Below are 12,216 nucleotides of genomic sequence, written 5' to 3'. Positions count from 1 at the left end.
GCGGGGGCGGGAGGGGAGGTTTCCGGTGTCCCTACCCCTCGCGCGCAAGGGTGGACGCCCGTATCCCCTGACCCCACACCGGGGGGGGGGGGGGGGCCGGGCGGGGGGGCCCCCCGCCCCTCACGCATATCCGCCTACAGCGCCTGGGCCGCGGGCTTCACCATGCCACGGACCGTACGGGACTTCACGAACTGCCCCATGCCGGTCATTTCCCACTCGCCGGTGAACTGCTTGATCAGCTTGGCCATCATGACGCCGGTCTGCGCCTCGGCGTTGGTCAGGTCGAAGCGGACCAGCTCCTCGCCGGTTGCCGCGTCCATCAGACGGCAGTAGGCCTTCGCGACCTCCGTGAACTTCTGGCCGGAGAACGAGTTCACCGTGAAGACCAGGCCCGTGACGTCCTGGGGGAGGCGGCCGAGGTCGACGACGATCACCTCGTCGTCACCGCCGCCCTCGCCCGTGAGGTTGTCACCGGAGTGCTTGATCGCGCCGTTCACGATCGAGAGCTTGCCGAAGTAGCAGCTGTCGACGTGGTTGCGGTTCGGGCCGTACGCGATGACGGAGGCGTCCAGGTCGATGTCCTTGCCACGGAACGCGGGCTCCCAGCCGAGGCCCATCTTGACCTGGGAGAGCAGCGGCTTGCCGCCCTTGACCAGGGACACCGTCTGGTTCTTCTGGAGGCTGACCCGGCCCTTGTCCAGGTTGATCTTCCCGGCGCCGGGGGCGGGCGCGGCGGGGGCCGGGGGAGCGGCGGGCGCGGCCTGACGCGGGTCGGCCACCGGCGGGGGCGGCCCCTGGACCGGCTGCCCCGCCGGAGGAGCCATCGGGGCGGCGGGCGCGGCGGCCGGGGCCGGGGCGGGCTCCTCGACCGAGACGCCGAAGTCCGTGGCGATGCCGGCCAGGCCGTTCGCATACCCCTGGCCGACCGCGCGGGCCTTCCACGCGCCGTTGCGCAGGTAGATCTCGACGATCACCAGGGCCGTCTCGGTGCCGAGCTGCGGCGGGGTGAAGGTGGCGAGCACGGAACCGTCGTCCGCGTTGCGAATGGTGGCGGTGGGCTCGATGCCCTGGAAGCTCTGGCCCGCCGCGTCCGGACTCGCGGTCACGACGATCTTCTCGATGCCGGACGGCACGGCGGCCGTGTCCACGGTGATCTTGTCGGGGGTCGTGCCACCACCCGACTGGTACGTCACACCGGGCCCCGAGGGCTGGTTGAAGAAGATGAAGTCGTCGTCGGAGCGCACCTTGCCGTCGGCGGTGAGCAGCAGGCCCGATACGTCGAGCCGCACCGGAGCGGCGACGTCCACCGCCACGCGGGCGGCGGTCAGCGGGATGTTCGAGCCGGGGGTCATAGCTGTCATGCCAGGGGTAACGAACGACCCCGCTTTACCGTTCCCTTACCCGGGCAAGGTTTTTCCCGGCCATGCGGGGCGACGCTCCTCAGCCGCGGTTGCGCGGATGGGCCCGCGCCGCCTTCTCGTTGCCCCGCTTGTAGTCGCCGGTCCAGCGGGCCATCACCAGCTGCGGGTCCCCGCCCGCGAGCTCGGCGATGAACCGCTCGGCGCGGGGGCCGCGCAGCGTCCCGGCGGCGCGTGCGCCATGGGTGATGACGACGCTGCCGTCGGCGCGCTGTTCGTAGGTGAATCCATGAGGTCTCGGCATGGCCGGGAGCGTATGCTCCGGCCGCGCCCGGCCGGTACCGGATTACCGGGCCGCGCGGATCACGGCACGACGACGATCTTCCGTCCCACCCCTGCCGCGAACTGGTCCAGCGCCCGCGGATAGTCGTCCAGCGGCAGCCGGTCGCTGATGAACACCTCCGGGTCGAGCACCCCCGCCGCGAACAGCTCGGCCGCCCGCTCGTAGCTGTGCAGGACGGCCATCGAACCGGTGATGGTGATCTCCTGGTTGTAGATGCGGTACGGGTCGACGGTGACGCGCGTGGCGTAGTCGGCGACGCCGAACTGGAGGAACGTGCCCGCCTTGGCGACCCGGTCCAGGCCGTCCTGGATGGCGGCCGCGTTGCCCGTCGCGTCGATCACGACGTCCCAGCCGCCCGGCCGGTCCAGCTCATCGGCACCGGCCGCCGCCGCCGAGACACCGAGCCGCTGCGCCGTCGCCAGCCGCCGCGGGTTGAGGTCGACCACGTCGACGCTCGCCGCGCCGGTCCGCTTGGCGAGCTCCAGCATCATCAGGCCCATCGTCCCCGAGCCGTAGATCAGGACGTGCGCACCGAGCCTCGACCGGAGGACGTCGTAGCCGCGCACCGCGCAGGACAGCGGTTCGATGAGGGCCGCGTCCTGGGTGCGTACGTGATCGGGCAGGCGTACGCAGTTGGCGGCGGGCGCCGCCGCGTACTGGGCGGCCCCGCCCGCCGTGGTCACCCCGATGGCGGCCCACCGCTCGCACAGGTTGCCCCGCCCGGCCCGGCAGTAGCGGCACTCGTGGCAGTGCAGCGAGGGATCCACGGCGACCCGGTCACCGGCCGCCAGTTCGCTCACGTCACGGCCGAGGGCGACGACGGTGCCGGCGAACTCGTGGCCGGGCACCACCGGCAGCGTCGGCGCGAACTCGCCCTGGCGGATGTGCAGATCGGTGCCGCACAGGCCGCAGGCGGCGACCTCCACGACGACCTCGCGGGGCCCCGGCGTCGGGTCGGGCACCTCACCGACGACGACCTTGCCCACCGACTCGACGATCGCGGCCTTCATTTCACGGCTCCCAACGACAGGCCCTGGACCAGCTTGTCCTGGGCGGCGAACCCCGCGGCGAGCACCGGCAGGGAGATCACGAGCGACGCGGCGCACACCTTCGCCAGGAACAGGCCCTGGCTGGTGATGAAGCCGGTCAGGAAGACGGGTGCGGTCTGGGCGACGACGCCCGTGAGCACCCGCGCGAAGAGCAGTTCGTTCCAGCTGAAGATGAAGCAGATCAGGGAGGTCGCGGCGATGCCGGGCAGCGCGATGGGCGCCACCACGCGCGCGAGGACGGTGGGCAGCCGCGCCCCGTCGATCTGCGCGGCCTCGATGACCGCTCTGGGCACCTCGGCGAGGAAGGACTGCATCATCCACACCGCGATCGGCAGGTTCATCGAGGTGTAGAGGATGACGAGCAGCCAGATGTTGTCGAGCAGGCCGGTGTTCTTGGCGAAGAGGTAGAGCGGCAGCAGGCCCGCCACCACCGGCAGCATCTTCGTGGACAGGAAGAAGAAGAGCACGTCCGTCCACTTCTTCACGGGCCTGATGGACAGGGCGTACGCGGCGGGCAGGGCCAGCACGAGCACGCACAGGGTCGAGGCGAGCGACGCCACGGTCGAGTTGATGAGCGCGGGCCAGGGGCTCGCGCCGCCGCCCGCGCCGAAGAACTCGCGGTAGCCGTCCAGGGTGAGCGAGGCGGCGACCGAGGGCGGGTTGGTGGCGGCGTCCTCCTCCGAGTGGAAGGAGGTCAGCGTCATCCAGGCGATGGGCAGGAAGAACAGGATCCCGGCGAGCCAGGCGACGAGCCCCAGGACGGCTCCCCTGGTGCGTACGGCACTCATCAGCGGGACACCTCCTCACGGAAGAGGGACGAGACGACCCGCAGCGCGAAGGTCGCGATGATGACCGAGCCGATGACGACGAGCACCCCGGCCGCGGAGGCCAGGCCGTTCTCGTGCGCCTGGTAGAAGCTCTGGTAGACGGTGTAGGGCAGGTTGGCGGTGCCGAGACCGCCCGAGGTGAGCGTGAAGACGGCGTCGAAGTTCTGCACGATGTAGACCGAGCCGAGCAGCGCGCCCAGTTCGAGGTAGCGGCGCAGGTGGGGCAGGGTCAGATGGCGGAAGACCTGCCAGTCGCCTGCCCCGTCCATGCGGGCCGCCTCGATCAGCTGGGGGTCACGGCTCTGCAGCCCCGCGAGCAGGATCAGCATCATGAAGGGCGTCCACTGCCACACCAGGGAGGCCTCGACAGCCAGCAGCGGGGTGTCCGAGATCCAGTCGGGCTGTGCGGCATCGTCCCCGCCGGCCCAGTGCAGGAGGCCGTTGAGAAGGCCGTACTCGGGGTTGTAGAGCACGTGCTTCCACAGCAGCGCGGCGGCCACCGGCACCAGCAGGAACGGCGCGATCAGGAGCGTGCGCACGAGCCCGCGCCCCTTGAACCGCCGGTTGAGGAGCAGCGCGAGGACGAGCCCGAGGACCAGGCTCGCGAGGACGACGGAGACCGTGAGCAGGATCGTGGTCAGGACGGACTCGCGCAGGTCGGGGTCGGTGAGGACCTCGGAGTAGTTGGCGAACCAGGTGAAGCTGCGGGCGTTCGGGTAGAGGGCGTTCCAGTCGAAGAAGGAGATCACCAAGGTGGCCACGAACGGCAGCTGGGTCACGGTGATCATGAAGATCAGGGCGGGCAGCAGGGGCGCCCTGGTGGCCCAGGCGCGCAGCCGGCCCGGGGTGCCGGGAGGGTTGGCGGCGGGCACGCGCGCGTGGCCGACGGGAGCGGTGCCGGAGGCTGTGGCGGTCATCGTCCCTCGTACTCCTCGGAGATCTTCTCGGCGAGCCGCTGGGAGGTGTCCAGGGCCGCGTCGACGGACTGGCGCCCGGCGATGGCCGCGCTGATCTCCTGGGAGACCTTGGTGCCGAGGTCGGTGAACTCGGGGATGCCGACGAACTGGATGCCGGGCGCGGGCCGGGGCTGCACGCCGGGGTCGCGGGGCCTGGCGCCCTCGATGGCGGCGCGGGTGACGCCCTGGAAGGCGGCGGCTTCCTTGCGGTAGGCGGGATTCGCGTACGTCGAGGCGCGTTTGCCGGCGGGGACGTTCGACCAGCCGGCCTTCTCGCCGACGAGCCTCTCGTACTCCTTGCCGGACGCCCAGGAGATGAACTTCCAGGCCTTGTCCGGGTTCCGCGAGGCCTTCTGCATGCCCCAGGCCCACGTGTAGAGCCACCCGGAGCTGTTCGTCCGCACCACCGGGGCGGGCACATAGCCGATCTTGCCCTTGACCGGGGACTTGGCGGACTCCAGTGAACCGGCGGCGGCCGTCGCGTCGTACCACATGGCGGTCTTGCCCTGGGTGAGGTTGTTGAGGCACTCGGCATAACCGGACTGGGCGGCCCCGGCCTGGCCGTGCTCGCGCACGAGGTCCACGTAGAAGCGGGTCGCCTTCTTGAACTCGGGGGCGCTCAGACGGGCCTTCCAGTCCTTGTCGAACCAGGTGCCCCCGAAGGTGTTCACCACGGTCGTCAGCGGGGCCATCACCTCGCCCCAGCCGGGCAGGCCGCGCAGGCAGATGCCCTTCATCCCCGGCTCCTCGCCGTCCACCCGGGCGGCGAGGTCCGCCACCTGCTGCCAGGTGGGGTGCTCGGGCATGGTCAGGCCCGCCTTCTTGAAGACGTCCTTGCGGTACATCAGGAAGGACGACTCTCCGTAGAAGGGCTGCCCGTAGAGCTTGCCGTCCTCTCCGGTGAGGGACTGCCTCATGGGCGGCAGGATGTCCTTCTCGTCGTACGCGGTGTCCTCGCGGGCGTAGGAACCGACCTCGTGCAGCCAGCCGTTCCTGGCGTAGATCGGTATCTCGTAGTTGCTCAGGGTGGCGACGTCGTACTGCCCCGCCTGGTTGGCGAAGTCCTGGCTGATCTTGTCGCGGACGTCGTTCTCGGGCAGGACGGTGAAGTTCACCTTGATGCCCGTCTCCTCGGTGAAGTGGGCGGCGGTGAGCTTGCGCAGCTGAAGCATCTGCGGGTTGTTCACCATGAGGACGTTCAGGGAGTCGCCTGAACCGGCCCCGCCCGCACCGGTCCAGCAGCCGGCGAGCAGCGGGGTGAGCAGCGTCCCTGCGGCGGCCGCGGCGAGCGCGCGCGGCCTTCGTCGTCGGCTCGGGGTTCGCATGAATTGCTCCTGGACGTAGGGGGAGGATTACGGATGTTCCGGGCATGCCACGGCGTGTGGAGGCGCGGTGCGCCGCGTGGCGGGGAGCGGTCAGGCGCGGATGACCTGGGGGCCGAGGAGGGAGTAGCGGTGCGCCTCCGAGGCGGGCAGGCGGCTGCTCGTGACGATCGCGTCCAGGTCGGCGACGCCCGCGAACCGGCAGAAGCTCGTCGCGCCGAACTTGGTGTGCACGCCGAGGAAGACGGTGCGCCGCGAGGCCCTGATCGCCTGCGCCTTGACCTCGCTCACCGCCGGGTCGGGCGTCGTCAGGCCGTGCTCGCGGGAGATGCCGTTGGCGCCGATGTACGCCAGGTCGATGACGAACCCGGCCAGCATCTTGGTCGTCCAGTGGTCGACGGTGGCGAGCGTGCCCGGCCGGACCCGCCCGCCGAGCAGCAGCACGGTGACGTGCTCGGCCTCCGCGAGGGCGCCCGCGGCGGCGAGCGAGGCGGTGACCACGGTCAGCGGGCGCCCCGCCGCGGCGCCCGGCAGCGCCTCGGCGATCAGCTGGGGCGTGAACCCCTCGTCGACGAAGACGGTCTCGGCGTCGCCGAGCAGTTCGGCCGCGGCGGCGGCGATGCGCCGCTTCTCCGGCACGTGCATGGTGGTGCGGAAGGCGAGGGTGGTCTCGAAGCCCGCGCTCTCCACGGGATAGGCGCCGCCATGGGTGCGGCGGACCAGGCCGTGGTCCTCCAGGGCGCGCAGATCGCGGCGGACGGTCTCCTTCGCGACGCCGAGCTGGGCGGCGAGCGCCGTCACGTCGACGGAGCCGGAGTGGCGGGCCGCGTCGACGATCCGCCGCTGACGTTCCTCCGCGGTCATCGGCGCCACCCCTTCCCCTGGCCATTCCCCTGGTCGAAGCCCCGGGTCGGGGCCTGCCCGTTCGGGCCTGTGGGGAAGTTCTACAGCGCGGGCAGGGAGGTGACCAGGTGCGCAGCGGACGCGATGCTGCCCGTTTGTGCCCGTTCGGCGGGGCGGCGGCCTGGGGCGCGGGCGGCGGCCGTGCCCGTTTCAGGGGTGCCCGCCGCCCGTTTGGCGCCCGGGGCGGGGCCGGGGGTCAGTGCGGCCACACCGGGGGGCGGGTGCAGAAGTGGCCGCCCAGGTGGGCGTGGTCGGGGTTGCCGGGGTCCAGTTCGCCCTGCTCGGCGATGAGCTTGGCCGCGTACCGCTCGGAGTCGTCCCGCGGTTCGTAGCCGAGGGCGCGCGCCGAGGAGAGGTCCCACCACAGGCGGGTGTTGGCGGACGAGCCGTAGACGACGGTGTGCCCGACGTCCTCGGCGGTGAGCGCCGCGTGGAAGAGCCGCGCGCCATCGGCGGGGCTCATCCACACCGACAGCATCCGTACGTTCGACGGCTCGGGGAAGCACGAGCCGATGCGGACCGAGACGGTCTCGATGCCGTGCTTGTCCCAGTAGAACTGCGCGAGGTCCTCGCCGAAGGACTTCGACAGGCCGTAGAACGTGTCGGGGCGGCGCGGGGTGTCGACCGGGATCAGCGGGTCGTCGCCCTGCGGGCGGGGCGTGAACCCCACCGCGTGGTTGGAGGAGGCGAGGACGATCCGCCGCACGCCTTCCTCGCGGGCCGCCTCGTAGAGGTTGTACGTCCCTTCGATGTTGGCCTTGAGGATTCTGTCGAAGGTGGACTCCAGGGAGATGCCCGCCAGATGGAGGATCGCGTCGACCCCGCGGACGGCCTCGCGCAGTGCCTCGCGGTCCGCGAGGTCGGCGACGAGCGCGTCCGGCTCGCCCTCGATGGCGCGCATGTCGAGCAGGCGCAGATCGTGGCCGTGGGCCGGCAGGTGCCCGCGCATCAGCGTGCCGAGGCCGCCTGCGGCGCCGGTGAGCAGGACGGTGCGGGGAGCGGGCATGCGGGGTCTCCTCGTGCGGCCGTATGTATGGACGTACAGAATTCACATCCGTAGACAACCTAGGGATCGTGATCGCACCCCGTCAAGTGTCGTCGAGTCTCTCGCGGAGGCGGTAAATCCGCTCCTGTGTGGGGAGTTCATCCGCTTGACCGGGTCCGAGGGGGCGCCTTAGCGTGGCCGTGTTCAGGGATATGGATATGAATCAGAAACGTGCACGGGGAACAGGAACGTGCACGGGAATCAGAAAGTGCACGCCTGCACGCTTAGGGAGAGCCCGTGACGTCAGCCCCTCTAGCTTCCCGACTTCGCGTCCTCAGCGGGCCGTTGTTCTTCCCGGTCACCGCGTACGGACCCGACGGCTCCGTCGACCTGGACGCCTTCCGCACCCATGTGCGCGGCGGCATCGAGGCGGGCGCCGCGGCCGTCTTCGCCTGCTGCGGCACGGGCGAGTTCCATGCCCTGACTCCCGAGGAGTTCCAGGAGTGCGTGGCCGCCGCCGTCGAGGAGGCGGCGGGCCGGGTGCCGGTCGTCGCCGGCGCCGGGTACGGCACCGCGCTCGCCGTGCGGTACGCGCGCCTGGCCGAGGAGGCGGGCGCCGACGGGCTGCTCGCCATGCCGCCCTACCTCGTCGTCGCCGGGCAGGAGGGGCTGCTGCGGCACTACACCGAACTCGCCGCGGCCACCTCCCTGGACGTCATCGTCTACCAGCGCGACAACGCCGTCCTCACCCCGGAGACGGTCGTCGCGCTCGCCCGCGCCGAAGGCGTCATCGGCTTCAAGGACGGCCTCGGTGACATGGACCTGATGCAGCGCACGGTCAGCGCCGTGCGCGCCGAAGTACCCGGGGACTTCCTCTACTTCAATGGCCTGCCGACCGCCGAGCTGACCGGCCTCGCCTACCGCGGCATCGGCGTGAGCCTCTACTCCTCGGCCGTCTTCTGCTTCGCGCCCGACATCGCGCTCGCCTACCACCGGGCGTTCAACGCCGGGACCTCCGAGGGCGACGCCACCGTGAACCGCCTCCTGGACGGCTTCTACCGGCCCTTCGTGGAGCTGCGCGCCCTCGGCCGCGGTTACGCCGTCTCCCTGGTGAAGGCGGGCGTGCGGCTCGGTGGCCTCGATGTCGGCCCCGTGCGCCCGCCGCTGCACGAACCCGCCGCCGAGCACGTCAAACGCCTGGCCGAACTCGTCGAGCAGGGGCGTGGGCTGCTGGGGACCGCGCACCCGGGGGCGGGCGCGTGAAGGCCGCCGCGTTCCTCTACCCCTGGGACGTCGTCGGCGACCCGGACGCGCCCGCCCGCATCGCCGCGCTCGGCGTCCGGCAGGTCACCCTCGCCTCCGCCTATCACTCCACGCGCGCGCTGACCCCGCGCCACCCGCGCCACCGGATCGTCACGGCCGCGCACGCCGCCGTGCTCTACCCGCCGGGGGAGGCGTGGGAGGGGCGCGTGCCGCGGCCGTACGCCGCGGGGGACTGGGCGCCGGGCGATGCCTACGGAGAGGCCGCGCAGGCGTTGCGTGCCGCCGGGCTCGACGTGCACAGCTGGGTCGTCCTCGCCCACAACTCCCGCCTCGGAGCGGAGCATCCGGCGACCTCCGTGGTCAACGCCTACGGAGACCGCTACCCCTGGGCGCCGTGCGTCGCGCAGCCCGCCACGCGCGCGTACCTCGTCGACCTCGCCGCCGAGGCCGCCGCGCGCCCGGAGACCAGCGGCACCGAACTGGAGTCGTGCGGCTGGTACGGCCTCGCGCACCTGCACGCCCACGACAAGATCGCCGGCGTCGGTCTCGGCGAGGCGGGCCAGTATCTGATGTCGCTCTGCTTCTGTGCCTCCTGCCGCGAGGGGTACGCCGCAACGGGCCTCGACCCCGACGAGCTCGCGGCAGCCGTGCGCGACGCCCTGGAGCCGCTCTGGCGCGGCCGGGCCGAGGACACCGGCTGGGCGTCCGTCGAGAAGCTCCTCGGCGCACAGCGGGCGACGGCCACGCGCGCGTGGCGCGAGGAAACCGCCCGCACGCTCCAGGAGGCCGTGATCGGCGCCGTCCGCTCGGCGGCCCCGCCGGGCTTCCAGGTGCTGCTGCACGCGGACCCGGTCACGTACCACTGCGGCGCGAACGCGGGCGTCGACCCGGCGCACATCCTCACCGTGGCCGACGGCGTGGTCGTGCCCTGCACGGGCGGCGCACAGGCCCTGACGCCGTTCGCCGAGCACGCGGGCGACGGGACCGTGCTGGCCGCCAACCTCACCGTGGTCACCGGCATGGGCGGCAGCCCCGCGACCCTCGCGGCCGACGCGAGCCGGGCGGCGGACCTGGGCGCCACGGAACTGCGGCTGTACCACGCGGGGTTGGCCTCGGACGCGGACCTGGCGCGGGTCGGGCGGGGGTTGGCGGGCCTGGGGTGACCGGCTTCCCGTGTGCCTGGCGGGGCCTGACATGTAGGCCGTCGCCACCATCAAGCGCTGGGCCGACGTGAAGTGACCCGCACCCGGCGCCCGAGGAGCAGGGGCGCGGCGATCAGCAGCCGCGCCCCCGCGAGAACCGGCAGCAGGACGCGGATGTCGACGCTCTCCACGAGGGCCGCGCCCGCCGCGATGCCGAGCGCGGTCGGTGCGAACATCAGCGTATTGGCGGTCGCCGCCACCCGGCCGAGCAGCGCGTCCGGCGTCTCCCGCTGCACCGCGGTGAGCCCCGCGATCAGCACGCAGGGCAGCCCGACGCCGTTCGCGAAGCTCCCCGCGAGGACCGCCGCGTCGCTCGGCAGCGCACTCAGGACCGCCGCCACACCGGTCAGCGCGATGCCCACGCCGCCGAACCGCCACGCCCCGAAGCGCCGCAGCAGCGCCCCCGAGGCCACGCCCACCGCCACGGAGCCCGCGCCCTGCACGACGTACAGCACGCCCGTGTACGCGGGCGAGTGGCCGAGCCGCTCCACGATCGCGTAGACCGTCGCACCGCTGATCCCCGACGTCAGCATCGTCAGGCCGCCCGCCACCACGACGGGCCGCAGCCGCTCGTGCCCCCACAGGTACCGGGCACCCTCGGCGGTCCGGGCCCATGGCGAGGCGCGCTCACGGACGGGGGCGGCCTCCCGGACCCGCAGCAGCGCGTACATGCCGGCGGCGAGTACGAACGTGACGGCGTCCAGGAGCGCCACCCGGGCGCCGCCGTACGCGGTGAACAGGCCCGCCCCCGCGAGCGGCGCCACCAGCTTCATGCCCTCGTTCGCGGACATCCGCAGGCCGTTGAAGTCGCCGAGCAGCTCCTTGCCGACGGCCGCCGGGACCAGGGCGGCCTCCGCCGCGTCCGTGACGACGCCGCACGCCCCGTACACCAGCAGGAGCGCGAAGAGGATCCACAGCCGTCCGGCGGAGTCCACCGCGAACAGGGACAGGAGCAGGGCACCGAGGGTCAGGTTCACGGTCACCAGGAGCGGTTTGCGGCGCGTGCGGTCGGCGAGCGTGCCGAGCAGCGGGCCGGCGAGGGTGGGCGCCCACAGGGCCAGCTGGCAGAGCGCGGCGAGCCCGTCGGAGCCGGTCAGCTCCTTCACCCAGACCCCGGAGACGAGCCACAGCGCGGAGGTCCCGAAGCCGGAGACCACCACCGCGCCCAGATAGAGGCCGGCGTTGCGGTCCCGCAGGACGCGCCCGATCGTCGATGTCATGCCTGGTGATGCTGGTTCCTGAGGCCCTCGGCACGGTATCGGGCGGTTTCCTTAAGGAAGCCGATGAGTTCGGGTCGCGCGGCCGGTCCACCAGGGGAGGCGTACCGAGAAAGCCGCCTTATCCCAAGCGCGAAGTCCTTAGTGGAGGCCCCCATGACCGTCGACCACCTCGATCTCGCCCCGCAGGCCCGCCTGGTGGCGCAGCTGGCCGCGCACGTCACGGACGAGCAGCTCGCGGCTCCCACGCCCTGCCCCCAGTACGCGGTGCGGAATCTGCTCGGACATCTGATCGGCCTCGCCCAGGCCTTCGAGGCGGCCGCGCGCAAGGACTTCGGGCCGGCCCTGGACCAGGACCCCGCGAGCACCGTGCCGGACATCGGCCCCGGCTGGCGGGACGAGCTGCCCAAGGCCCTCGACGCCCTCGCCGAGGCGTGGCGTGACCCGGCGGCCCGGCAGGGCATGACCCGCGCGGGCGGCGTCGACCTGCCCGGCGAGGTCGCGGGCCTGGTCGCCCTCGACGAGCTGGTCGTCCACGGCTGGGACCTGGCGCGGTCCACCGGCCAGGAGTACGCGCCCGACGAGGCGAGCCTGGAGGGAGCGCTGGCGGTGCTGGCCCCCGGTGGGGAGGAGGGCGAGGAGCCGGGCGGCCTCTTCGGCCCGCCGGTCCCGGTGCCGGACGGGGCGCCGCTCCTGGACCGGGTGATCGGACTGAGCGGCCGCGACCCGGGGTGGCGGGTCGCGGGCTGAGGAGCAACCGTCCGTGCGTTCGGGCCCTCCTGCCGCGCTCG

The 12,216-nt window shown here is 72.4% G+C and carries 12 protein-coding genes; 3 read left to right on the top strand and 9 right to left on the bottom strand.

Going from position 1 to position 12,216, the window contains the following annotated elements; translation table 11 throughout:
- Window positions 1-134: 134 nt before the first annotated feature.
- The 8 genes from ACF062_RS00595 to ACF062_RS00560 all read right to left on the bottom strand — a co-directional run bounded on the left by ACF062_RS00595 (window position 135) and on the right by ACF062_RS00560 (window position 7,764).
- Window positions 135-1,352, bottom strand: a complete 1,218-nt coding sequence (locus ACF062_RS00595) for a TerD family protein (RefSeq protein ID WP_392136390.1) — start codon at window positions 1,350-1,352, stop codon at window positions 135-137.
- Window positions 1,353-1,440: 88 nt separating this feature from the next.
- Window positions 1,441-1,662, bottom strand: a complete 222-nt coding sequence (locus ACF062_RS00590) for a hypothetical protein (RefSeq protein WP_392133861.1) — start codon at window positions 1,660-1,662, stop codon at window positions 1,441-1,443.
- A 59-nt stretch (window positions 1,663-1,721) separates the two neighbouring features.
- Window positions 1,722-2,711, bottom strand: coding sequence for a zinc-dependent alcohol dehydrogenase family protein (locus tag ACF062_RS00585; protein ID WP_392133858.1), 990 nt, complete (start codon window positions 2,709-2,711; stop codon window positions 1,722-1,724).
- On the bottom strand, window positions 2,708-3,538 hold the full coding sequence (locus tag ACF062_RS00580) for a carbohydrate ABC transporter permease (RefSeq protein ID WP_392133855.1): 831 nt from the start codon (window positions 3,536-3,538) through the stop codon (window positions 2,708-2,710). Before ACF062_RS00580 ends, ACF062_RS00585 begins: the two co-directional genes overlap by 4 nt.
- Window positions 3,538-4,494 carry a carbohydrate ABC transporter permease gene (locus tag ACF062_RS00575; protein ID WP_392133852.1) on the bottom strand — a complete coding sequence of 319 codons (957 nt, stop codon included), beginning with the start codon at window positions 4,492-4,494 and terminating at the stop codon, window positions 3,538-3,540. Before ACF062_RS00575 ends, ACF062_RS00580 begins: the two co-directional genes overlap by 1 nt.
- Window positions 4,491-5,858 carry an ABC transporter substrate-binding protein gene (locus ACF062_RS00570; RefSeq protein WP_392133849.1) on the bottom strand — a complete coding sequence of 456 codons (1,368 nt, stop codon included), beginning with the start codon at window positions 5,856-5,858 and terminating at the stop codon, window positions 4,491-4,493. Before ACF062_RS00570 ends, ACF062_RS00575 begins: the two co-directional genes overlap by 4 nt.
- Window positions 5,859-5,948: 90 nt before the next feature.
- Complete coding sequence (locus ACF062_RS00565; RefSeq protein ID WP_392133846.1) at window positions 5,949-6,719, bottom strand: DeoR/GlpR family DNA-binding transcription regulator; 771 nt, start codon at window positions 6,717-6,719, stop codon at window positions 5,949-5,951.
- Between the two features lie 235 nt (window positions 6,720-6,954).
- Window positions 6,955-7,764 carry an NAD-dependent epimerase/dehydratase family protein gene (locus ACF062_RS00560; RefSeq protein ID WP_392133843.1) on the bottom strand — a complete coding sequence of 270 codons (810 nt, stop codon included), beginning with the start codon at window positions 7,762-7,764 and terminating at the stop codon, window positions 6,955-6,957.
- Between the two features lie 276 nt (window positions 7,765-8,040).
- Between ACF062_RS00560 and ACF062_RS00555 the strand changes: the two genes are divergently transcribed.
- Window positions 8,041-9,006, top strand: a complete 966-nt coding sequence (locus tag ACF062_RS00555; protein ID WP_392133840.1) for a 5-dehydro-4-deoxyglucarate dehydratase — start codon at window positions 8,041-8,043, stop codon at window positions 9,004-9,006.
- Window positions 9,003-10,169 carry a hypothetical protein gene (locus ACF062_RS00550; RefSeq protein ID WP_392133837.1) on the top strand — a complete coding sequence of 389 codons (1,167 nt, stop codon included), beginning with the start codon at window positions 9,003-9,005 and terminating at the stop codon, window positions 10,167-10,169. Before ACF062_RS00555 ends, ACF062_RS00550 begins: the two co-directional genes overlap by 4 nt.
- 50 nt (window positions 10,170-10,219) lie before the next feature.
- Here ACF062_RS00550 and ACF062_RS00545 read toward each other — a convergent pair whose 3' ends face one another.
- Entirely contained in the window at window positions 10,220-11,428 is a 1,209-nt protein-coding gene (locus ACF062_RS00545) for an MFS transporter (RefSeq protein WP_392133834.1), read from the bottom strand.
- 153 nt (window positions 11,429-11,581) lie between these two features.
- On the opposite strand from ACF062_RS00545, the gene ACF062_RS00540 reads away from it, so the two are divergent.
- Window positions 11,582-12,175, top strand: a complete 594-nt coding sequence (locus tag ACF062_RS00540; protein WP_392133831.1) for a TIGR03086 family metal-binding protein — start codon at window positions 11,582-11,584, stop codon at window positions 12,173-12,175.
- Window positions 12,176-12,216: the final 41 nt, after the last annotated feature.

This window comes from Streptomyces sp. NPDC015345 (assembly GCF_043078805.1).
In the GTDB taxonomy this organism is placed as follows: Bacteria; Actinomycetota; Actinomycetes; order Streptomycetales; family Streptomycetaceae; genus Streptomyces.
The sequence above is the reverse complement of the archived record's forward strand: the minus strand, read 5'-3'. Positions and strand labels throughout refer to the sequence as shown.